A 21,660-nucleotide genomic window follows, 5' to 3' on the forward strand; every position below is an offset into this window, starting at 1 on the left:
GGCGGCGATCCATCACCGACATGTCGCCGTTGAGACTACCGCCATAGGAGAAGCGCATCAGCTGGGCACCCGCGCCAAGCTCGATGTCGGCAATCTGCGCCGCGTCGTATGAAGCCGATCCGTGCCGTTCAAGCTGATGCGCCTGGTTCCAGTTATCTGCCCACTGGCCCAGCGTGATGCTTGCGCCACCCTCCAGATCTTCGCCAAACAGCGTTTTGGGCGTGATGGTGGTCTGTTTGGCGACCTGCTCCTTCACATAGGTGCGCAGCTTTGCCTTGTCCAGGCTCCGCTTCGCGTTATTTCCCTTTTGGTAGACCTCGGACCATTTGGTCTTGTCGGTATCCTTGAGCTTCGGCCATTTCGGTTTCAGCTTGCCGGATTCCACGTAGACCAGCTTCTCCGGCATTGTCTTTGGCCACTTGGCGAACTGCCGCAGGCCATCCGCGGATTTGATCGACGCAATCTTTTTCTTGAACGATCCCTCGTCGAAATTTCCCTTCGTATCCTCTGCTGCCTTCCTCCGTTGCTCCTTCCGGGTGTCATCCTTCAACGCGATCAACTCGACAAGCTTCTTGCCGGCCCCGGCTGCGCTCTGCTTGTCTTCCTTTGGCTTCTCAGGCGCATCGGATGCGCCGGCCTCTGTGCCATCCGGCAACGGATCGAGTTGTTCATAAACGGCATGCAGCCTCTCGTGTGCCTCGTGCTGCCAGTCGAGCGCGAAGCCGTGCACATTGCGCGCCTGCGCYTTTTCGGCATCGGAAGCTTCCCGGATCACAAGCGCCTGCAAATGGTCCTCGCACAATTGCACTGCCCGGTTGGCGGAGTGAAGCTCTGCCACCATGTCGCTGAGCCCGTTGTAGTGACTGCGTAGTGGATTCGCATCCTCCGCCGGCACGATGATGATTTCCCCGGTCTCCGGGCGCAGGAAAGCCAACGGCTCTGCCGGCACCCTGGCGTCGACGTTGGTCGCACCCCGCGAGTTCAGCTTTCCGCTGCCAAGCGCTTCATTGGCCATCGCTTACTCCTTGAATATCTTGAGCGCCTGGGCCTTGTCAGCAAAGACCCGCATCGTCCGGCCTGCGGCATCAGTCACGCCCTGAATGACCTGGCCGTCCGCGGTTTCTATCCGGTAAGGGATGTGCGGCAAACTCTCTCCGCTGTGCTCGTCCTTCAGCGTGAACTGCTCGTCGTAGAGTCCCGGTGGCTTCGGCAGGGGCTGCCTGGCCTCGCGCAGGCTGTAGTCCCAGTCAGACATCCAACACTGCTTGCGGAACGCAAGCTGTGGATGTTTGCTCCGCGGCCGGAAGGAAAACTGGGGGCCATTGAAGTCATGCCGACACAGGATCGGCCCGATGGTCTCGGGGATGGTCTGGCGCCGGTAGACGCGGCTGGCCTGCGTGAGGCGCAGGTGCGCAACGAAGGGATCCAGCCGCTCCACGGCCTTGAAGGAGACGACTGAAAGCCCGGCGGCGCTCGCCGCGTCGGGCACCTCCAGAGAATAGGTCTGCCGCCCGGTCAACCCCTCGCGCAGCGCGCCACCGTAAGCCTTCAGTTCTTCCGCGAGATCCGCCATGCCTTTGCGCTCCGTTGTCAGCGTGATAAAGCCTGCTGCAAGGACCGCGCATCCTGCAGCGAGCCTTGCGCGCTGCACGATAAACGCATTTCTACGAGGCGGAAATCCGCTGGCTCTGGTAACTCAGGGGAGTTTGATTAGGGCCCAACAGCCATGGAAATTCAGGGTTCTTCTATATATAGATATCGCTGTGCGTGCTAGCGCGGGCGGCGGCATGCGCCGGAATCGGAAATCGGCCAGTTGCCGATCGGACACCGATCGCAGACATTGTCACCACGCGATGCGCTGCCTAGGTCGGCTGGATGGTTCCCTCCGTCCCGCAGCACGCGCGGGGCAGTGTCACGGTGAAAACCGTGCTCCCGGAGGCCGCCGACGAGGCGGCATCGACACTTCCGCCGTGCAAGGCGCCATTGGTCACCGGTCTCGGTCAGGCGTTTCGCCACCCATTACCGATACGACAGCACCAGYCCCTGTATCAGCTGCGTCCAGCCTTCCAGCATCACGAACAGCAGCAGCTTGAACGGCACCGAGATGGTGGTCGGGGCGATCATCGACATGCCCAGCGCCAGCAGGATGGCGGCGACGATCAGGTCCACTACGACGAACACAAGATAGACCACGAAGCCGATCTGGAACGCGCGCGTCAGTTCGGAGAGCGTGAAGCTCGGGATCAGCACCATCATGTCGTCCGCCTTGAGGTCATCGGCGCGGCCCTCGGGCCAGATCCGCTTGGCCGACTGGACGAAGAAGGTGCGGTTACGTTCCTCGGTGTGCTTCACCAGGAACGCCTTGAGCGGCCCGCTCACGGCGTCGTAGACCACCACCACGTCCCCCACGTTGAACGCGGCGTTGGACTCGGCGCGGCGCTTCATGGCGTCGAACGCGTCGGAGCCGATCGGCGCCATGATGTAGGCGGTCAGGATGATGGCGATGCCGTTCAGCACCATGTTGGGCGGCACCTGTTGGAGCCCCAGTGCGGCGCGCAGCAACCCGAACACGATCACGAGCTTGGTGTAGCTGGTCACCATCAACGCCACGAACGGCGCCACGCCGAAGGCGAGGATGACGGTGAGGATCAGTACCGGATTGTAGAGGCCGTTGTTCATGCGTCGCCTGCCGCGAAGGTCGCCACGCGCACGCCCAGCCGGTTGCCCACGGCGATCAGCGTGCCGGTGCCGATGCGGTTGCCGTTCACCACGATGCGCACCTCGCTTTGCTTGAGCGGCTGGGGCAGCTCGAACACGTAGCCGGGCTTCACGGCGCGCAGTTCGGCCAGTGGCACCGCCACATCGCCAACTTCAAACCGCAGTTCTACCTCCAGGCCGTCCAGGTGCGAAAGCGTCGCCTGCGCCGCATCGGGATGGGGAATGTCGGCCGGCGCGCCGGGCTCGGCGGCGCGGTGTCCTTCGGGATGCGTGTCTGCCATATGGGCTCCATGGAGGAAGGTGATGTCGTCCAGCGCCGTCACGCGGCGGCCTTCGGCCACGGCGGTCCACGTCATGCCGCGCTGGCCCGTGGCGCAGCGCACCACCAGCGCGCCCGCCTGCGACTGCCAACGCTCGATGCTGACGATGTCGCCCGGCTCGATCTCTCGCATCTCGCCGACTGTGATCGTGGTGGTGCCGATGCGTACGGCCAGCGGGGCCGGCAGGGCAGCCAGCCACGGCGCGGTCCGCGCGGGCGGCGCGGCGGGCAATGCCGCCAGCCGTTCCGGCGCTTCGAACTGCAGCACCGCGCGCAGCGGCGCGGCGCCGGGGCGCGTGAGTTCCACACCGAGCGCGGCGAGATTCGACGGCCACGCGGCAGGCGCCGGATGCCACGTCAGCGCGTCCGGCTGCACGGCGCCAACGGCAGCGGCCACGTCGGCGCAGGCATCGGCCATGATTGCGTGGCGCAGCAGCACAGGTAGCGCCTCGGCGGCACCCGGCACGCCCAGCAGGGTCCGTTCGCTCGCCACGTCCAGGCAGATACGGCCGTGGCGCGTGCCGAGCGTGAAGGCATAGCCCTGCGCCGTACGGGCGGCGATGGCGCCGTCCGGCGGCACGAAGCGGGCGCGCCAGTCATGACCGGCCAGCCGCAGCGGCACGGGTGCGGCACGGCAGGTCAGCCAGTTCATCAGGCGCGCGGTGTCGGCCTCCACATGAGGCAGGTCTGGCGCRGTGTCCAGCGTGGCCACGTTCGATGGCATGTCGCGGTGCGGTCGGTCCCGGTTGATGGATGGAAGGGGTGTCTSTCRATTCGCGCCAACTCGATTCGAGCCAACGATACGCAGCCGGGTGCAGCCGCGTCCACTACGAGCCCTTGTAGGCCCCACCTGCCCGCATCCGCTAGCCCCCGCCGTGGCGCGGTTGGGCGTCGCATGGCGCGGCGTGTGCGCCATGCGCTACGAATCCTCGGTACTGGTCGCGCCCGGAGGTGGCCCATACACTGCGGCAACTGTCGAAACTCCGCTCAACCTGGGCTGATTCATGGCGAAATTCCCGGCAAAACTTCCGGCATTCCCACGTGGTGGTCTSGGGCCCGCTTCACCGGGGCTCCAGCAGATGGCCGCYGTCGCGTCGCGCCAGTCAGACCTCGCGCTGACGCTGCTGCTGTTCGCCGTGATTGCGCTGTTCGTGCTGCCGCTGCCCACGTTCCTGCTCGACTTCCTGCTCACGATCAACCTCGGCATGAGCCTGACGCTGCTGATCGTGGCGACCTATATCCCGTCCGCGCTGTCGCTGTCCACGTTCCCGTCGCTGCTGCTGTTCACCACGCTGTTCCGGCTGTCGCTCAATATCGCCTCGACCAAGCTGATCCTGTTGCACGCCAACGCGGGCCACATCATCGATACCTTCGGCAAGCTGATCGTCGGCAACAACGTGGTGGTGGGCGGCGTGGTGTTCCTGATCATCGCCATCGTGCAGTTCATCGTCATCGCGAAGGGCTCGGAGCGCGTGGCGGAAGTCGGCGCGCGCTTCGCGCTGGATGCCATGCCGGGCAAGCAGATGAGCATCGACGCCGACGTGCGCGCCGGCACCATCTCGGCCGCCCAGGCGCAGGACCGCCGCCGCGCGCTGGAACAGGAGTGCCAGCTCCATGGCGCGATGGATGGCGCGATGAAGTTCGTCAAGGGCGACGCCATYGCCGGCGTGGTGATCGCGCTGGTCAACATCCTGGCCGGCATCTGCATCGGTACGCTGATGCGGGACATGAGCATCGGCGAGGCGCTCCAGCGCTACGCCATCCTGACCATTGGCGACGGCATGGTGTCGCAGATCCCGTCGCTGCTGGTGTCCATCGCGGCCGGCGTGGTTATCACGCGGGTCTCGTCCGATGAAGACCGCACCCGCTCGCTGAACCTGGGCAACGTGATTGGCCGGCAACTGCTGGGCCAGCCGAAGGCGCTGGTGGTGTCGGGGCTGGCTATCGCCGTGTTCCTGGTGGTGCCGGGCTTCCCCAAGTGGACSTTCGGGATCATGGCCATCGTGGTGGCCGGCGGCGGCTACCTGCTGATGCGCCGCGCCGCGCGCAGCACCGGCACGGTTACGTGGATCGAGATGGGCGATGCGGAGGCGGACGCCAATGCCGCCGCCGTGGCCCCGGCGCTGGCGCTGGAGCTGGACGACGCCCTGCGTGGTCGCATCGACCTGCGCCAGTTCGAACAGCGCATGACCACCACCAAGGGCGAGGTGGAGGCGGACCTCGGCATGGTGTTCCCCCGGCTACGGATCGCGCATCGCCCGCTGGCCGAGCGCGACGCCTACGCCATCCGCGTGCAGGACGTGGTGGCGTCGGCCGGCGTGCTGCGYCCCGGCAAGCGGCTGCTGGAGCCCGGCGCGCGCGCCCGCATCGACCAGGGCGAGGCMGARGTCGGCGTGCCSTTYGGCCCGTTTCCGGAGGTGGTGTGGATTCCCGCGCCCGCCGGCGACGCGCCGCCGCCTGAGGGCGTACGCACGCTGTCCTGCGAGGAAGTGCTGGCCGTGCACGTCGGCGCCATGATCAAGCAGCACGCGGCGCCGCTGCTCGGCATTCAGGACGTGCAGGCGATGATCCACGTGGTGCAGGCCGACGCACCGGACCTGGTCATGGAACTGGCCCGGGTCGTGCCGCTGCAGCGCATCACCGACGTGCTGCGCCGCCTGTTGCAGGAGGGCGTGCCCATCCGCAACCTGCGCACGATTTTCGAAAGCCTGGTGACCTGGGCGCCGAAGGAGACCGACGCCATCGCGCTGACCGAACTGGTGCGCGTGGACCTKGGCCGACTGATCACCAGCCGTCACGTGGGMCCGGCACGGTCGATCGATGCCGTGCTGTTCGAACCGGCGCTTGAAGCGCGCGTGCAGGGCGCCATCGAGCGCGCGGCGCGCGGCAACATTCTGCTGCTGAGCCACGACGTGACGCGCGACATCCGCGAGCAACTGCGCGTGCTGCTGGAGAAAGCCGGCGCCGCGCGCGTGGTGGTCGTGGTCAGCACCGATGTGCGGCGCTATATCAAACGGCTGATCGAGCCCGTGGCGCCGCGTATCGCCGTGCTGTCGTACCAGGAAGTCGACGAGGACGTGACGCTGGTGCCGGTGGGCTGGATCCAGAACCCGSCGAGCGAGTAAGACCGCCATGACCGCCGACACCATCCTCGACATCACCCGCCAGGCGCTGCTGGTGGTGCTGTGGGTCACGCTGCCCGTGGTGCTGATTGGCACCGTCGTGGCGCTGGTGGTGGCCGTGCTGCAGGCCGTCACGCAGATCCAGGACCAGAGCATCGGCACGTCCACGCGGCTGATTGCCGTGCTGGTGTCGCTGGTGCTGCTGGGCGGCTGGCTGGGCGGCGAAGTGATGCGCTTTGCGCAGCGCGCACTGCAAACGATGCTGACGTTTCTCTGAAGTGCTCCGCAACCTTCCACAAGAACCGAAAGAGACCGAGCCGACATGACGCCGCACCCTGGGGAGCACCGAAACAAGATCCAGCGCACCTGCATGGCGCTGCTGCTGGGCCTGTGCCTGCTGGCTACGGCCGGGGCAGCGGAGGCGGCCGACCTGCGCTGGTCCGGCAAACCGTTCGCCGCCACCGYCAGCGACAAGCGGCTGCCGGACTTCCTGCGCGAGCTGGCCGCCTCGCAGGGCACCACCGCCGTGATCGACCCGAAGGTGGAGGGCACCATCAGCGGCAAGTTCACCGAATCCGCCCAGCACGTGCTGCGCAGCGTCTGCGCGATGTTCGGGCTGACGTACTACTACGACGGCTCGCTGCTCTATATCGACGTGGCCAACGAGGCGCGCAACGAGGTGATTCCGATTGCGCGCGGGGCCGGCACGCGGCTGCGCGAGTCGCTGGTACGGATGCAGGTGCCCGATGCGCGCTATCCGATCACCATCAACGACGCCGAAGGCACGCTGATGGTCTCCGGGCCCAAGCGCTATGTGGAGACGGTGCGGGCCGCCGTGCGCGCCGTGGACGATCGCTCCATCGCCGATGACCGCGCCGAGGTGCAGCTCTTCCCGCTCAAGTACTCGTGGGCGTCTGACTTTCGCATCAACCGCTCCGGCAAGGAGATGACCGTGCCCGGCGTGGTCAGCGTGCTGCGCAATCTCTATGGCCGCAATCGCGGATCGCTGGCGAATTCGAACCCGAGCCTGGGCACCAGCCGTGGCGCCACGCGCATGGCCAAGCTGCGCACCGGCGACAGCGGCGGCATGAGCATTCCATCCGCCGATCCGGGCCAGGTGCTCGACAGCATGGGCGGGAACGGCATGATCGCCGCCGACGTGCAGGGCAACGCCTGGGGCAGCGGACAACTGCCGCAGTTCCAGGCCGACACCCGGCTCAACGCCGTGCTCGTGCGCGACACGCCCGACCACATGGCCCAGTACCGTCGCCTGATCGAATCGCTGGACGTGAAGCCGCGTCTGGTCGAGATCGAGGTGACGATCATGGACATCAGCCAGGAGGACCTGGACAGCCTCGGCGTGGACTGGCGCCTGCACACGCGGCACGTGGACCTCCAGATCGGCGGGGGCAATAACAACGCGCCGCTGACCTTCGGCAACCTGACCTCGGAGGCGGGCACCACGGCGGCGTCGGCGGCTTCCGGCCTGCAGTTCACGGGCGCCATCGGCAACGATGTCACGCGCTTCCTGCTCACACGGGTCAAGGCGCTGGCGGACCGGGGGCAGGCGAACTTCGTCGCCCGGCCCAAGGTGCTGACGCTGGATAACACCGAAGCCGCGCTGGARAACCTSCAGGAGTTCTATGTGCGGGTGGATGGCTTCCAGGACGCCGGCCTCTTCAACGTGACCGCCGGCACGGCGGTGCGGGTGACGCCGCTGGTGGTCGATGAAAGCCAGAGCCGCGCGGTGATGCTGACCATCGACATTGCCGACGGCAACCTGTCGGGCGAAACCGTGGATCGCATTCCGGTGGTGCGGCGCCGCTCGATCACCACGCAGGCGATGGTGGAGGAGGGCAAGAGCCTGCTGATCGCGGGGTATACCACCGAGGAGCGCATCAACGCCTCGTCCGGTGTGCCGCTGCTGCAGGACGTGCCGATCATCGGCAATCTGTTCAAGTATCAGGAGAAGCGCCAGAACAATATGGAGCGCTTCTACCTGCTCACGCCGCGCCTCGTGCTGCCGGGGATGAGCTAAATGGCCGACATCCTGCATGAGGGCAACTCGGGCTGGTCGCTCCGGTTCCTCGGGGGCGATGTCTACGGCCGTCTCGTCACGCTGCGGCGCGGCGAGAACGTGCTGGGTGCCGCCGGCGAGGTGGACATCAGCGTGCCCGGCGCCGACGTGCAGCCGCGCCATCTGGTGCTCAACGTGGGCGACGTGGCGGTCTCGGCCGAGCGCGTGGGCGATGCCGCCGTGGAGATCAACGGCCGTCCCACCACGCAGCGCGTGTTCGCGCTGGCCGGCGGAGACATCCTGACTATCGGCTCGCTCGATGTGGAGCTGCTGCGCGCGCAGCCGGCGGCGACGGAAGCCACCGACACCCTGTTCGCCTGGGCCGAGTCGGGCCGCCGCGCCGAGCGGCAGGCGGACGGGCAGGGCGAGGGCGAAGCGGCCCGCCGTCATGGGCGCGCCCTGATGGCGGCGATGGGTGTGGCGGCCACGGTGCTGCTGGTGGGCGCCGGCTGGGCCGCAGCCACGCTCTCGCAGCGCGGCGCCCCGGTGCCCGGCGCGCAGGTGGACCCGGCGGCGGTACGCAAGACCGTGGCAGCGTTTCCCGAACTGGAGGTGGTCTCGCAGCCCAACGGCACGGTCGCGGTGCGCGGCTTCGTGAATTCACGTGTGGACCGCCAGCGCGTGACCCAGGCGCTGGCGCCCTACGGCCGCGCCGTGCAGCAGCAGCTCCGTTCCGCCGACGATCTGATCGAGCACATCCAGCGCTATCTGGACGAGCCCGGCGTGGGCATCGCCTATCAGGGGCAGGGCCGCGTGCTGCTCAGCGGCACAGCGGATCCGTCGGCCGGGCGCGACAAGGTCAAGCGGCTGACCGAAGACCTGCACCCGGGCGTGCTGGTCACGGACCGCATCGACTACCGCGAAACGGYGGACAACCGCCGCCGGCAGGTGCGGGATGGCCAGATGGAGAACTGGCAGGGCGTGTTTCCRGCSCGCGTGGTCAGCATCACCGAGGACGGCGAGGGCAAGCGCTCGGTGCAGCTGGCCAACGGCAGCCGGTATTTCGAAGGGGCGGTGCTCAAGAACGGTGCCGAAATCGAACGAATCGACGCGGATGGCGTGGTGCTGCGCGACAGCCCGGTGCCCGCGCCGCCGCAACGCAAGTAATTTGCATCACGCGATGCAGATGCCGCCGGCCTTTGGGGGCCTGGCGGAAGGTCGTCAACCCACCAAGGAGCAAACCATGGCAAATGAAGTGGACCTGAACGCCAAGATGAACGAGATCCAGCAGAAGGCGCAGGAGTTCTCCGTGAACATCCTGAATCTGCAGGACACGCTGACGCGCCAGAACGCGGTCGTCAGCAGCGAGATGGCACACAACACGCAGAAGGCGAACCTGATCCAGGGCGCCATGCAGGATGTGAAGCAGACCTCGCGCACGAACTGACGTTCGCAATGCTGTCTGTTGTCTTCCTCTCCCGGGGGCGGGGGAGGAAGACATCAACCGCCACATACACGGGAGAACCACCATGGATCCCACCACGATTGCCGCCACCGGGGCCGTAGCGGGCGCCGGGGGCAACGCGGGCCCGACCTCGGACGCCGCCACGCTGGCCGCGCACCAGGCGCCGCCTGCCGCGCCGACTCACGCCAGTCAGGCCAACCCCGCCGACGCCCAGACCTTTTCCGATATGGTGCGCGGCGGCCAGGCCGCCGATGGCTCGCGCGGTGCCCATGCGGCGCAGGCCGCCAGCGACCCGTCGTCCACCACACTCGGCAAYGCCATCCGCTCCAGCTACGTGKCGGCCGGCGAGGAAGCCGCGCGGCAGGCCACACGGCTGCAGGAAATGCGCGAAGGCATGTTCGCCGCCATCCACACCGGCAGCACCTCCGACGTGGTCTATCAGGCCATGATGCTCCAGACCCAGTCGCTCGAGCTGTTTTCGTCGATCCACGTCACGTCGAGCATCGGCAGCGCCGGCACCAACCTGTTCAACAGCCTGCTGAAGAACCAGCAATGACCGCACCCCTTCCCCGTTGGATGTGCCGCGCGCGGCTGGCCCTGCCGCTGCTCGCCGCGCTGGCGCTGGCCGGCTGCAAGGTGGACCTGTACGCCTCCCTSAACGAGAACGAGGCCAACCAGATCCTGGCCGCGCTGACCGCCGATGGGCTCAACGYCGAGAAAGCGCGCGCCGGCGAATCGGGSGGCGGTAACCAGGACGGCAACTGGAGCGTGCGCGTGGAGGAGTCGCAGCTACCCGCCGCGCTGGAGATCTTGCGTAGCGAGGGGCTGCCCGGCGAGCGCTTCGCCTCGCTGGGGCAGGTGTTCCAGAAGCAGGGGCTGGTGGCCACGCCTACCGAGGAGCGCATGCGCTATATCTATGCGCTCTCCCAGGAGCTGTCCGAGACGCTGCGCAATATCGATGGTGTGGTCACGGCGCGCGTACACGTGGTGATTCCGGCCACCGATCCGCTCTCCGACAAGATCCGCCCCTCGTCGGCGGCCGTCTTTATCAAGCATCGGCCGGATGTGGACCTGCGGCTGCTGGTGCCGACCGTCAAGGACATGGTGGCGCACAGCATCGAGGGGGTGACGCATGACAGCGTGTCCCTGTCGCTGGTGGAGGCGCGGCCGTTCACGCCCGTCGCCCATGCAGCAGCGGTGCCCGGGGCGTTCCCGGTGGGCCGCTTTGCGTTGATCGCGCTGATGGTGGTGCTCGCCGCCGCGCTGATTGCCACCGGGGCACTGGCCTGGAAGCGTGGCGGGCTGCGCTGGCCGCCGCGTGCGCCGTCGCGGGGCCTGTCATGAGCCTGCCCGCCGCCGCGCTGCCCACGGCGCTGGCGCCGGCATTGCCGGCCCTGCCGGATGCCGCGCTGGCCCGGGCCGTGGCGGGGCTGCTGCAACGGCCGCTGGCGCAGTTGCATCCGAGCTGGCTGCCCGCCGACTGGCCGCTCGCGTGGCGCCGGCCTGCGCGTTTCGGCGCGGCGGCGGCAGACCTGCTGGCCGCGCCACTGGGTCTTGCCGCCGACGTGGTGACCCGGGACACCCTCGTGCGCGTGCTGACCGGCGATGGCGATGCCCGCGCCGATGTCCTCCCGCGCATCGTCCTGATGGACCGTCCCGCGCTGCGCCTGCTGGCACTTTGGGTGGGGCTGGCCGTGCACAAGCCCGGCTTCGCCAGCGAGCGCCGCATCGTGCCGGCGCCGCTCGCCAATATCGAATCGATCGCCGGCTCGCTGATCGGCCAGCTGCCGCGCGCCATGCGCCGTGTGGCGCGGCGGATCGACGCGCAGGCGGTGGCCTTCCTGCTCAAACGCGTGCCGGACCTCAGCGAGCTGCCGATGAACCTSGCGCCGCTGCGTGCGCGCCCATCCGGCGTGGGCCGTGTGATGGCCGAGCGTGGCTACCGGCTGCTGTGCGGCCTGATGGCCGGCTACGGCGCCCCGTTGCGGCAGGCGCTGATGCGCAAGTTCCCGCGCCGGCTGGCGGCCCTGCCGCCCGTGGCGCTGACCCGCGCGCAGGCCGCGCAGTTGCGCGAACTCCTGCTGCTTAACCTGATTCCCGAACGGTTCCCGGCATGGCACTGGCTTTTCTGATCACGAGCGAGAACCTGCAGCTGCTGTCCGAGCGCAAGGTGCTCAAGGAGGCAGAGTACGCGGCGCTGATGGATGCGGCGGAGGTCATCGAGTCCGCCCGGCGCGAGGCGCTGCACATCAGCACCGAGGCCCAGCGCGAGGCCGAACAGCGGCGCCAGCACGGCTACCGCGACGGCTGGGCCCGCGCGCAGGCCGATCACGCGGCGGCCCAGGTCAGCGCGGCGGCCGAGGCCGAGCGGCAGCTCACCGGCATGCGCCGCACCATGGCCGAGATCGTCATGAAGGCCGTGCAGCAGATCGCGGGCGAGCTGGACCCGGACATCATCCTCGAAGTGGCGCTGCAACGCGTGGAGGCGCTGGTGCGCGCCGAGCCGTTCATCACCATCCAGATTCCGCTCGGTCGCGAACAGACCGTGCGCGGCCTGCTCGACCARCTGGCCGAGACGCTCGACTGGCCGCGCCGCGCCAACGTGGTGGTGGAAGGGAGCCTGGAAGCCGATGCCTGCCGCATCCTGACCCCGTCCGGGACGATGGAAGTGGGCCTGCAGGCCCAGCTGGAGGCGTTCGCGCGGCGCCTGCAGGCTAGCTGACGGAGACGACCATGGCGACCGAACTGCCCSCCGCCGACATCCAGGCTGCGCTCCAGCATGCCGCCGCCGACCTGGGCCGCGCCTTCGACCATTTCACGCCGGTGGCGATGCGTGGCCGCGTYAGCAAGGCCGTCGGCATGCTGATCCATGCCACCGGCATCCAGGCGCATGTCGGCGAGATCTGCCAGTTGGTCACGCCGGGCGAGGCGCCGTTGCTGGCGGAGGTGGTCGGCTTCATGCAGCAGACTGCCGTGCTGACGCCGCTGGGGCGCATCACCGGCATTTCCGCGCTGACCGAGGTGGTGCCGGCGATGCACGGGCCGCAATGCCCGGCCGGCGCCGCGCTGCTCGGGCGCGTGCTCGATGCGCTGGGCGAGCCGATCGATGCCAAGGGCTCGCTCGTGGGCGTGACGCGCGTGCCCATCGACAACGAGCCGCCCGATCCGCTCACGCGCCGCCTGATCCGCGAGCCGCTGGCCACTGGCGTGCGCGCCATCGACGGCCTGCTGACGCTGGGCGAAGGCCAGCGCGTGGGCATCTTCGCGCCGCCGGGCGTAGGCAAGAGCACGCTGCTCGGCATGCTGGCGCGGGGTTCGGCGGCCGATGTGAACGTGGTGGCGCTGGTGGGCGAGCGGGGCCGGGAAGTGCGCGAGTTTATCGAATACAGCCTGGGCCCGGAGGGCATGGCGCGCACGGTGCTGGTGGTGTCCACGTCCGACCGCTCGCCGATGGAGCGCGTGCGCTGCGCCTACACCGCCACGGCCATCGCCGAGCACTTCCGCGACCAGGGCAAGCGCGTGCTGCTGCTGGTGGACTCCCTGACGCGGCTGGCCCGCGCACAGCGCGAAATCGGGCTGGCCGGCGGCGAACCGCCCACGCGGCGCAGCTATCCGCCCTCGGTGTTCTCGATGCTGCCGCAACTGCTGGAGCGCGCCGGCACCGGCGTACAGGGGTCGATTACCGCCGCGTATACGGTGCTGACCGAAGGCGAGGACGACAGCGACCCGATTGCCGAGGAAGTCCGTTCGATCCTCGACGGCCATATCGTGCTGTCCCGCAAGCTCGCCAGCGCGGGCCAGTATCCGCCCATCGACATCCTGCAGTCGGTCAGCCGCGTGATGCCGCAGGTGGCGGCTGGCCCGCATCAGCAGGAYGCCCTGCGCCTGCGCCAGCTGCTGGCCAAGTTCCAGGACATGGAGCTGCTGCTGCAGATTGGCGAGTACCGGCCCGGCGCCGATGCCGTGGCCGACGCGGCGGTGGGCGCCATCGGCGCGATCCGCGCCTACCTGACCCAGCCGGCGATCCGGCTCGACACCTTTGCCGGGGCGCTCGCCAAGCTGGCGCAGGCCATCCGGCAGGAAGCGAAACCATGAGCCACGATCCGCGACTCGCCCAGCTTGAATCGGTGCGCCAGCGTCGCCACGAGGACGCCACGCGCGTGATGCAGCAGCACCGCGCCTGGGTGATGGAAGGCCTGCGGGATGCCGAAACCGCCCAGCAGGCCGTGCAGGGCGCACTGGCCGAGCGCGCCGCCTTTATCACCCGCTTGCGCGATGGCGCCACGCAGGGCGGGGTGTCGGTGTCCGGCCTGCTGGACGCGCAGGGCTGGCAGGCCGCCTTCGACGCCCGCATCGGGCGCGCCAACACGCGGCTGGCCGAGGCGCTGGACGAGGTCCAACGCCGCCGCACCGTGTTCGAGGAGAGCCGTCAGGCGCTGCTGCGCGCCCATGGGCGGCTGGTCGGGGCGCGTGAACTGGTGGCGCGGGCCCGGGCCGACGCCCGCGCGGGGCTGGAACGCCGCGACGACGAGGCCGTGGACGAGGCCGCCGTACGGGGCTGGCATCGTGCCGATCATGTGGACGGAGCGGCATAGCGCATGCAGGGCTCCACCATCGATCCGGCATGGCTGTTCCATTGGGGGCGCGAGGTGGTCATGCCCATCGTGCTGGTCATGCCGCGCCTGCTCACGGCGTTTACCGTGCTGCCGTTCCTGTCGCATCAGGCCGTGCCCGGCGTGGCGCGCAACGGCATCGTGCTGGCCATCGCGCTGTTCGTCTCGCCCGGCGCGCGGGTGGACCTGGACCATATCGCCAACGGCCTGTGGCTGGTGCTGATCTTCAAGGAGGCGTTCATCGGCCTGCTGCTGGGCATGGCTTTCGGCCTGTTCTTCGTGGCGCTGCAGATGGTGGGCGAGCTGATCGACTTCCAGACCGGCTCCGGCAACGCCACCTTCTTCGACCCGGTGACCCAGCAGGAAGACGGGCCGATGGAGAACCTGCTGTCCCACCTCGGCATCGCGCTGTTTGCCTCGTTCGGCGGGTTTTTCGCGATGACGGGCGTGATCATCGAGTCGTTCGCGTTCTGGCCGGTGATGTCGTTCGGCCCTGAGCTGTCGCTGTCGTCAATCGGGTTCGCCGGCGCCTATGCCGGCACGCTGTTCTCGTGGGTGGTGAAGCTGGCCGCGCCGATCCTGCTGTTGCTYGTCATCGTGGAGCTGGGCTTCGCGCTGATCGCGCGCTTCGTGCCGCAGTTCGATGTGTTCCAGTTCGCCCAGCCGGTGAAGATCACCGTGGCGTTCCTGATGCTGGTGTTGATGCTGGCGGTAATGGTGGACACGCTGCAGGGCTTCCTGCGGCCCGACAATACCCTGATCGACCTGCTGCGCAAGGGCATGAGCGCAGGAGGGGGAGGCGGCCCATGAGCCAGGACGGCGAGAAGAACCTCGAAGCGACCCGCCGCAAGCTGGACGAGGCGCGCAAGCGCGGYGAGGTGCCGCGCAGCACGGACGTGACGTCCTCCGTGGTGTTCCTCGGCGTGCTGGCCCTGCTGTGGGTGCTSGGCCGTTACTTCGTACGGCTGTTTCAGGCGCTCTGGCATAGCGCGATGGGYGCCGTRCCGCAGCATCTGCAGGATCAGCAAATGCTGGTGCTYGGYGAGGCCAGCGCGCGCTTCCTGCTGATGGGCGTGCTGCCGGTGGCGGCCGTGGCGCTGGTGTGCGGCATCCTCGGCGCCTTCGTCCAGGTGGGGCCGCTGGTGGCATTCGAGCAGATCAAGCCGAACATGGCGCGGCTGAATCCCGCTGAAGGTTTGAAACGGATGTTCGCCGTGAAGAACCTGGTCAACCTCGCCAAGATCGTGCTGAAGATCGCCTTGCTGGGCGGGCTGGTCTATATCCTCGCGCTCGGCGCCATCGAGGACGGCGTGCGCTCGGGCCACGCCCGACCGGCCGAAATCCTGGTRCTGGTGGCCTACATCCTGCTGCGCATGTGCTGCTGGGCCGCGCTGATCTACCTGATCATGGCCGTGGTGGACTACGTGCACGAGCGCTACCAGTTCATGAAGCAGCAGCGCATGAGCGTGGAGGAGTACCGGCGCGAGCACAAGGACACGCAGGGCGACCCGATCATGGCCGGGCGGCGCCGCGCGGCCTTCTTCGAGGCGGCGTTCTTCGGCGTGGGCGAGCGCGTGCGCGTGTCCACGGCGGTGGTGTATTCCACGCAATACGCGGTGGCGCTGCGCTACGACGGCCCGGGCACGCTGCCGCGCGTGCTGGCCAAGGGCGGTGGCCACGTGGCCGCSCGCATCCGGCAGGCGGCGGCCGATTACCTGATTCCCTCGGCGTTCGATTCCGACCTCGCGCAAAGGCTCTACATGAGCGTGCCGCTGGACCGCCCGATCGATCGCGCGCTTTATACGCGCGTGGCAGACCTCATGCGCTGGGCCACGGGCGAGGAGTAAGTCCCCCGGCGCCCTCAGCCTGCCAGCGCGGCGGCGCGATGATCGGTGATGATGGCCGGCGCCGTGTCACCAGCAACCGGGTGGCCCGGCAGCGGCGCAGCGGGGCGCAGCAGCGTGGCGGCAGCCGCSARYTGCACGCGGTTGCGCACGCCGAAGTGGCTGCGCAGGCGGCGCATGTGGTAGTCCACGTTGAAGATCGACATGTCCATGCGGCGCGCGATCTCCTTGTCGGAGAGGCCCTGCGCCAGGCAGGCGAGGATGTCGCGCTGCACGTCCGACAAGCCCTCCTTGGGTCGGCCCGCCGTGGGGATCTCGGCATGGCAGGTCAGGAACTCGTGCAGGCCCAGCCCCACCGTCAGCGCCTGMCCCAGCACCGTGTCGCCAATCCAGCGGCGGCTCTCGATGCCCGACATGAAGCTGATGATGACGATGTCGCTGGTGCCCGGCATCGGCAGGTTCAGGAAGACCCCGCTGCGGATGCCGGCGTCGCGCAGGTCGTCGAGGAAACGGCGCAGGCGCAGCGGCGGAATGCCGCCGGGCGGGGTGTGTTCGAGGTCATCGGCGTCCCACACCATCGGCAGGCCGAACATGCCGGGCTGCGGATTGCGCGGGTCGATCTCGAAATAGCGCTCGCGGAAGTACCGGTCGCGCCAGCCGGGGGCCGTATAGGTGTCGAAGAACGTGCGCGGCTGGATGTGCCCGCCCACGTTGGCGGCGGTGCCGTAGCCGAGGTAGTCGAAGCCGATCGCGTGGATCGCGGCCTGCATGACYGTGCTGCGGCCCTCGTGCGTGCCTTCGCCKGCCAGCGCCGAGACCAGCCCCGGCGAGCCGCCCTGGCGGGGCCGCGCGCGTACCGGCACGATCTGGCGTTCGCCATAGAAGCGGATGCCGTGGTGCGCCATGGTGGGGCTGGTCGGGCTCGCCATGGCGGGCGCCGCGCGGCGGGCGCGCAGCGTGCTTGCGGTATCCAGTGCGGACGCCCCCGCGTCCATGCCGGATACAACTTCTACTGCTCTGGTCATAAGGCCTCCGTGCGTATGCCTGCCGAGCCGTCTGGCTCCACATACTGCTGACCCGRATCCCGTCGGAAACCGTTGCTGCACCTTGCTGCGCGGGCTCATGGGCCCGGGCTGTCGATGTTCTGGTGTTCTAGTGTTGTGCTGGCTGGGTGCGGGCCATGAAGGCGCGGCCCGTATGGACCTGATGGTGAACGCCACGCGGCCGGTCGATCTTATGATTCTGGGCGGCGGGCGCGGCGTGGGTGCAAGCGTACGCCAGTCGGCACCGATGCCGCAAGCGCCGTGGTGTCGTCGCCACTTTCCCTGTCCGGTCCATGGTTTTGTGCACCGCGTCTTGCATGTCAGTCCTCCAGCTGCTTGCCGCGCGTCTCGGGCAGCGTCAGCGCGGCCAGGATCAGCACGCCGTAGGCCGCCGCGGCAAAGATGCCGATGGCGTGGCCCAGCGTCATCTGCTGGCTCACCTGCCCGATCAGGAACGGGAAGAACGCGCCGATGGCCCGGCCCACGTTGTAGCAGAAGCCCTGGCCGGAGCCGCGCACCCGCGTGGGGAACAGCTCGGTCAGGAACGCGCCCATGCCGGCGAAGATGCCCGAGGCGAAGAAGCCGAGCGGGAAGCCGAGCAGCAGCATGACGGTGTCGTTGACCGGGATGTGCGTGTAGGCCAGCGCGATGGTCATCGAACCGATGGCGAACAGGATGAAGTTGCGCTTGCGGCCGATGCGGTCGGTCAGGTAGGCACTGGTCACGTAGCCGATATAGGAGCCGACAATCACCATCGCCAGGTAGCCGCCCGTGCCGAGCACGGTCAGGCCGCGCTCGGTCTTCAGGAAGGTCGGCAGCCAGGTGGTGATAGCGTAGTAGCCGCCCTGGGCGCCGGTGGTCAGCAGCGCGGCGCGCAGCGTGATGGACAGCAGCTTCGGCGAGAAGATCGCGGTAAAAGAGGCGCGGTCCTGGTCCTGCCGGGCCTCCCGGGCCTTGTGCTCGGTATAGACCTCCGGCTCCTTGACCATGCGGCGCAGCACGATCACGAATACGGCCGGCAACAGGCCGATCAGGAACAGCGCGCGCCATGCCGTCTCGGCCGGCAGCAGCGAGAACACCAGCGCGTAGAGCAGGGCGGCAAGCCCCCAGCCGATGGCCCAGCCCGCCTGCACCATGCCCACGGCCTTGCCGCGGTCCTGCGCGCGGATCGCCTCGCCGATCAGCACGGCGCCGGCGGTCCATTCGCCGCCGAAGCCGAAGCCCATCAGCGCGCGGGCAATCAGCAGTTGTTCATAGTTCTGCGCCAGTCCGCACAGGAAGGTGAAGAAGGCGAACCAGAGGATGGTCAGCTGCAGCGTGCGCACCCGGCCGATGCGGTCCGACAGGATCCCGGCCACCCAGCCGCCGGCGGCGGAGGTCAGCAGCGTGGCGGTGCCGATGAAGCCGGCGTCCGCACGGGAGATGCCCCAGGTGGCGATCAGCGTGGGAATCACAAAGCTCAGGAACTGCGTGTCCATGGCGTCCAGCGCGTAGCCGACCTTGCAGCTCCAGAACGTGCGGCGTTCGTTGGGGGTGATGTCGCGATACCAGGAAAAGAAGCCGCGCGATGGCTCGGCGTGCGGGGTGGTGTCAGCTTGCGCGGGGGTGTCGATACGGCCGATCTGCGATTCCATGCCTTTCCTCTTCGTGGTCTTGTCGTGGTCTCTTGCCAGGGCTTTGCCGATGGTTCTTCTTGTTCTTGTCCTGCATTCTTGAAACCGCGCCTCCCTCGCGTCCAACTAGTTTTTCGGGCGAGGGCCGATAAGAAAAATTGAATCCTGTGCTGAAAGGCAGCTAATTCGGGGGATTGCGGGAGAGCGCCCGCGCAGCGGTTCGGGGTTTTCCCTGATCGTGCCGATGCCCCCCTTTCGCAGGGGAAGGCGTAAGCATACGGCGCGCCAGCCCCGTCACTTCCTACGGAGATCCGTAGGCGAGGGTTTCCTACGAGTGCTCGGTAGTGGTCGCGCGCGCACGTCGCCGGTAGGCTTGCGGCAATCTCATTGCACGCCCATTCCCATGCTCCCCAACCTCTCGCTTCGACCCCTGCTCGTGGTCCTGCTGCTTGGCGCKGCCGGTGCCGCGCACGCCCAACTGGTGCCCGTGGAGCGCTCGGTGGCGATCAACGCCGACGCCGACCTGGTGTGGCAGCAGGCCGGCGGCTACTGCGCACTGGCGAAATGGGACGGCGAATTCAAACGKTGCGACGTAGTGCTCGGCAGTGGCGCGCCCGGCACGGTCCGGCGCATGGTCTACAAGGCGGGCGGGCTGCCGGCCGTGGACATCCTGACCGACAAGGGGCCCTACGCCTATAGCTACCGCAAGCTCTCCGGCCATACGCGCGGGCGCCTGCAGGCCAAGCCGGGGCTCGATGCCGGCACCACGATCCTGACGTGGCAGGTGTGGCTGGACCCCTTCGCGCTGCCCGATGGCGCGGGCTCCGAGTATCCGCACGCGCTGGGGGATGCGATGCAGGCCGCGCTGGGGAATTTGAAGGCGAGGGCGGAGGAGGTGGCGCTGGAAGCCGCTGCCGACGCAAAATCCGCGACGGTTGTCGCCCCTCTCCCGCAAGCCCCCACCCCATGAACCTGCGTTTCCTCGAAACCTTCGTCTGGGTCGCGCGTCTGCGCAGCTTCCGGCTGACCGCCGAAAAGCTGTTCAGCACGCAGGCGTCCATCTCCAGCCGCATTGCCGTGCTGGAGGAAGACCTCGGCGTGAAGCTGTTCCTGCGCGATTCGCGAGGCGTGACGCTGACGCCCGAGGGCCAGCGCGTGCTCGAGTACGCGGAGAAGATGGTGAACACGATGCACCATCTGCGGCAATCGCTGGACCGCTCGCGCACCATCGCGGGGCGGGTGCGCATCGGCGCGATGGACTCGGTCATCCATACCTGGCTCTCCACCGTGGTCAAGCGCGCGATGCAGGCCTATCCGCAGCTTGAGATCGAGCTGACTGCCGATGCCGCGCTCAACCTCTGTGACCAACTGCAGAAGGGCTACCTCGACGTGATCTTCCAGACCGACCTGCTGCGGCTGGAGACCGTCCGCAACATCGAGCTGGCGCGCTACCCCATCCGCTGGATCGTGGCGAAGGGCAGCGCCTATGACCGCCCGTACCCATCGCTGGAGGCGCTGGGCGCCGAGCGCGTGATCACCTTCGTCAAGAATTCCCGGCCGCACCAGGACATCCTGAGCCTGTTCCACCTGAACGGCGTGACCTCGCCGCGCATCAACTGCGTCAACTCGGTGGCGGCCATGACGCGGCTGATTGGCGATGGCTTCGGCATCGGCGCGGTGCCGCCGGCACTGGTCCGGCAGGAACTGGCCGACGGCACGCTGGCCGTGGTGCAGGTGGACAACCACCCGCCGGCGCTGGACATCGTGGCCTCGTGGCGCATCGGCGCGGGGCTGGAAGTCAACGAGTCCATCGTCGAGATCGCCACGCAGGTGGTGGCCGATTTCTGCCTCGAAGTGGGCGACGACATGGCCACGGCGGCCTCCCCGGTGCTGGCCACCGCCATGCCCGAAACCTCCCACGCAGGCTCGTAGTCATCGGATTTCTTTATCGCGCGCCACCCGAAAGATTTGTTGGACGCGATGCGGCACCGGCCACCAGAATCGGTTTCGACTTCACCCGATTCCCACGCCGCAGCCATGAACCAGCCTCTCCAGCACGCCGCCTCGATCCTGCCCGACGACCCCGCCGCATTGCGCCGCATCATTCGCGAGGGCCGCTACCGTGGCCACACCAGCGGCCTGGCGCGGGGCTACGTGCAGGCCAATATCGTGATCCTGACGCGCGACTGGGCCTATGACTTCCTCCAGTTCTGCGCGYTGAACCGCAAGTCCTGCCCGGTGATCGACGTGACCGATCCGGGCGATCCGGTCTTCCGCAACCTGGGCGTGGATGTCGATATCCGCACCGATGTGCCGATGTACCGCGTCTATCGCCACGGCACCGAGTACCACGAGACCGCCAGCGTGGCGGAGCTGTGGCGTGACGACTTCGTGGCCTTCGCCATCGGCTGCTCGTTCTCGTTCGAGCACGCGCTGCTGGCTGCCAACGTGCCGCTCAAGCACATCAACCTGGGCCGCAACGTGGCGATGTTCCGCACCGATATCGAGACCCGGCCGGCCGGGCGGCTCTCCGGCAAGCTGGTGGTGTCCATGCGCCCGCTGTCCGCCGCCGACGCGATCCTGGCCACCGAGATCACCGCGCGCTACCCGGACGTGCACGGGGCGCCGGTGCATATCGGCGACCCGTCGCTGATCGGCATCGAGGACATCGAATCCCCCGACTATGGCGATGCCGTGCCCCTGGRCGCCCACGAGATCCCGGTGTTCTGGGCCTGCGGCGTCACCCCGCAGGCCGTGATCCGCGAGGCGCGCCCCGAAATCTGCATCACGCACGCGCCGGGCTGCATGTTGGTGACCGACCTCGACAACAACCGGCTGTAGCGCCGGCTGTAGCACCAGTCAGCCCTACGAGTTCTCATAGTGTCGCGCGCGTGCCCGCGCGCGCA

22 protein-coding genes are annotated in these 21,660 nt (G+C 68.1%); 16 read left to right on the top strand and 6 right to left on the bottom strand.

The window, feature by feature from the left end; all coding sequences use genetic code 11:
* The 4 genes from AB4Z27_RS26410 to sctQ all read right to left on the bottom strand — a co-directional run.
* Nucleotides 1-1,015, bottom strand: a 1,015-nt coding sequence (locus AB4Z27_RS26410) for a hypothetical protein (RefSeq protein ID WP_441645649.1), incomplete at its 3' end; no start/stop codon positions are given.
* Nucleotides 1,016-1,018: 3 nt separating this feature from the next.
* Nucleotides 1,019-1,573, bottom strand: a complete 555-nt coding sequence (locus AB4Z27_RS26415) for a hypothetical protein (protein ID WP_441645650.1) — start codon at nt 1,571-1,573, stop codon at nt 1,019-1,021.
* 446 nt (nt 1,574-2,019) lie between these two features.
* Entirely contained in the window at nt 2,020-2,679 is a 660-nt protein-coding gene (gene sctR / locus AB4Z27_RS26420; protein WP_092297510.1) for a type III secretion system export apparatus subunit SctR, read from the bottom strand.
* Nucleotides 2,676-3,761: a type III secretion system cytoplasmic ring protein SctQ gene (gene sctQ / locus AB4Z27_RS26425; protein WP_092297513.1), complete on the bottom strand. Its 1,086-nt coding sequence runs from the start codon at nt 3,759-3,761 to the stop codon at nt 2,676-2,678. Before sctQ ends, sctR begins: the two co-directional genes overlap by 4 nt.
* A 280-nt stretch (nt 3,762-4,041) precedes the next feature.
* Between sctQ and sctV the strand changes: the two genes are divergently transcribed.
* The 13 genes from sctV to AB4Z27_RS26490 all read left to right on the top strand — a co-directional run bounded on the left by sctV (nt 4,042) and on the right by AB4Z27_RS26490 (nt 16,101).
* Nucleotides 4,042-6,162, top strand: coding sequence for a type III secretion system export apparatus subunit SctV (gene sctV / locus AB4Z27_RS26430; protein ID WP_441645651.1), 2,121 nt, complete (start codon nt 4,042-4,044; stop codon nt 6,160-6,162).
* Nucleotides 6,163-6,169: 7 nt separating this feature from the next.
* Nucleotides 6,170-6,436, top strand: a complete 267-nt coding sequence (locus AB4Z27_RS26435) for a flagellar biosynthetic protein FliQ (protein WP_092297519.1) — start codon at nt 6,170-6,172, stop codon at nt 6,434-6,436.
* Nucleotides 6,437-6,481: 45 nt separating this feature from the next.
* Nucleotides 6,482-8,197, top strand: a complete 1,716-nt coding sequence (gene sctC / locus AB4Z27_RS26440) for a type III secretion system outer membrane ring subunit SctC (protein WP_441645652.1) — start codon at nt 6,482-6,484, stop codon at nt 8,195-8,197.
* The gene (locus AB4Z27_RS26445) at nt 8,198-9,343 is read left to right on the top strand and encodes a type III secretion system protein SctD (RefSeq protein ID WP_441645653.1); all 1,146 of its coding nucleotides are present in this window, start codon (nt 8,198-8,200) and stop codon (nt 9,341-9,343) included. It abuts the gene before it with no gap.
* A 76-nt stretch (nt 9,344-9,419) separates the two neighbouring features.
* Complete coding sequence (locus AB4Z27_RS26450; protein ID WP_092297932.1) at nt 9,420-9,623, top strand: hypothetical protein; 204 nt, start codon at nt 9,420-9,422, stop codon at nt 9,621-9,623.
* An 82-nt stretch (nt 9,624-9,705) separates the two neighbouring features.
* Nucleotides 9,706-10,197: a hypothetical protein gene (locus tag AB4Z27_RS26455; protein WP_441645654.1), complete on the top strand. Its 492-nt coding sequence runs from the start codon at nt 9,706-9,708 to the stop codon at nt 10,195-10,197.
* Nucleotides 10,194-10,985 carry a type III secretion system inner membrane ring lipoprotein SctJ gene (gene sctJ / locus AB4Z27_RS26460; protein WP_441645655.1) on the top strand — a complete coding sequence of 264 codons (792 nt, stop codon included), beginning with the start codon at nt 10,194-10,196 and terminating at the stop codon, nt 10,983-10,985. Before AB4Z27_RS26455 ends, sctJ begins: the two co-directional genes overlap by 4 nt.
* Nucleotides 10,982-11,773 (top strand): type III secretion system protein SctK, encoded by a 792-nt coding sequence (locus tag AB4Z27_RS26465; protein ID WP_441590783.1) that lies wholly within the window; start codon nt 10,982-10,984, stop codon nt 11,771-11,773. The genes sctJ and AB4Z27_RS26465 overlap by 4 nt, the downstream gene beginning before the upstream one ends.
* Nucleotides 11,755-12,363, top strand: coding sequence for a type III secretion protein (locus tag AB4Z27_RS26470; RefSeq protein ID WP_092297535.1), 609 nt, complete (start codon nt 11,755-11,757; stop codon nt 12,361-12,363). Before AB4Z27_RS26465 ends, AB4Z27_RS26470 begins: the two co-directional genes overlap by 19 nt.
* An 11-nt stretch (nt 12,364-12,374) precedes the next feature.
* Nucleotides 12,375-13,736 carry a FliI/YscN family ATPase gene (locus tag AB4Z27_RS26475; RefSeq protein ID WP_441645656.1) on the top strand — a complete coding sequence of 454 codons (1,362 nt, stop codon included), beginning with the start codon at nt 12,375-12,377 and terminating at the stop codon, nt 13,734-13,736.
* Nucleotides 13,733-14,236 carry a flagellar FliJ family protein gene (locus AB4Z27_RS26480; RefSeq protein WP_441645657.1) on the top strand — a complete coding sequence of 168 codons (504 nt, stop codon included), beginning with the start codon at nt 13,733-13,735 and terminating at the stop codon, nt 14,234-14,236. The genes AB4Z27_RS26475 and AB4Z27_RS26480 overlap by 4 nt, the downstream gene beginning before the upstream one ends.
* A 3-nt stretch (nt 14,237-14,239) precedes the next feature.
* Complete coding sequence (gene sctT, locus AB4Z27_RS26485) at nt 14,240-15,064, top strand: type III secretion system export apparatus subunit SctT (protein ID WP_441645658.1); 825 nt, start codon at nt 14,240-14,242, stop codon at nt 15,062-15,064.
* Nucleotides 15,061-16,101, top strand: a complete 1,041-nt coding sequence (locus tag AB4Z27_RS26490; RefSeq protein WP_092297547.1) for an EscU/YscU/HrcU family type III secretion system export apparatus switch protein — start codon at nt 15,061-15,063, stop codon at nt 16,099-16,101. Before sctT ends, AB4Z27_RS26490 begins: the two co-directional genes overlap by 4 nt.
* 14 nt (nt 16,102-16,115) lie before the next feature.
* Here AB4Z27_RS26490 and AB4Z27_RS26495 read toward each other — a convergent pair whose 3' ends face one another.
* Nucleotides 16,116-17,123 carry a helix-turn-helix transcriptional regulator gene (locus AB4Z27_RS26495; RefSeq protein ID WP_441645659.1) on the bottom strand — a complete coding sequence of 336 codons (1,008 nt, stop codon included), beginning with the start codon at nt 17,121-17,123 and terminating at the stop codon, nt 16,116-16,118.
* 338 nt (nt 17,124-17,461) lie between these two features.
* Nucleotides 17,462-18,775 (bottom strand): MFS transporter, encoded by a 1,314-nt coding sequence (locus AB4Z27_RS26500; RefSeq protein WP_255370903.1) that lies wholly within the window; start codon nt 18,773-18,775, stop codon nt 17,462-17,464.
* Nucleotides 18,776-19,157: 382 nt separating this feature from the next.
* Here AB4Z27_RS26500 and AB4Z27_RS26505 point away from each other — a divergent pair, with 382 nt between their 5' ends.
* The 3 genes from AB4Z27_RS26505 to AB4Z27_RS26515 all read left to right on the top strand — a co-directional run bounded on the left by AB4Z27_RS26505 (nt 19,158) and on the right by AB4Z27_RS26515 (nt 21,595).
* A complete protein-coding gene (locus AB4Z27_RS26505; RefSeq protein ID WP_092297553.1) occupies nt 19,158-19,724 on the top strand; it encodes an SRPBCC family protein in 567 nt (188 codons plus the stop codon).
* Nucleotides 19,721-20,686, top strand: coding sequence for a LysR family transcriptional regulator (locus AB4Z27_RS26510; protein WP_092297556.1), 966 nt, complete (start codon nt 19,721-19,723; stop codon nt 20,684-20,686). The genes AB4Z27_RS26505 and AB4Z27_RS26510 overlap by 4 nt, the downstream gene beginning before the upstream one ends.
* Nucleotides 20,687-20,791: 105 nt before the next feature.
* Complete coding sequence (locus AB4Z27_RS26515) at nt 20,792-21,595, top strand: putative hydro-lyase (protein WP_441645660.1); 804 nt, start codon at nt 20,792-20,794, stop codon at nt 21,593-21,595.
* Nucleotides 21,596-21,660: the final 65 nt, after the last annotated feature.

Origin of the sequence: Cupriavidus sp. KB_39, from assembly GCF_052114485.1 — a bacterium.
Classification (GTDB): Bacteria; Pseudomonadota; Gammaproteobacteria; order Burkholderiales; family Burkholderiaceae; genus Cupriavidus.

Bases quoted from the DNA above. Each gene is read 5' to 3' on its own strand.
- AB4Z27_RS26415 (WP_441645650.1), bottom strand. From the start codon at position 1,573: ATGGCGGATCTCGCGGAAGAACTGAAGGCTTACGGTGGCGCGCTGCGC.
- AB4Z27_RS26435 (WP_092297519.1), top strand. From the start codon at position 6,170: ATGACCGCCGACACCATCCTCGACATCACCCGCCAGGCGCTGCTGGTG.
- AB4Z27_RS26450 (WP_092297932.1), top strand. From the start codon at position 9,420: ATGGCAAATGAAGTGGACCTGAACGCCAAGATGAACGAGATCCAGCAG.
- AB4Z27_RS26480 (WP_441645657.1), top strand. From the start codon at position 13,733: ATGAGCCACGATCCGCGACTCGCCCAGCTTGAATCGGTGCGCCAGCGT.
- AB4Z27_RS26500 (WP_255370903.1), bottom strand. From the start codon at position 18,775: ATGGAATCGCAGATCGGCCGTATCGACACCCCCGCGCAAGCTGACACC.
- AB4Z27_RS26510 (WP_092297556.1), top strand. From the start codon at position 19,721: ATGAACCTGCGTTTCCTCGAAACCTTCGTCTGGGTCGCGCGTCTGCGC.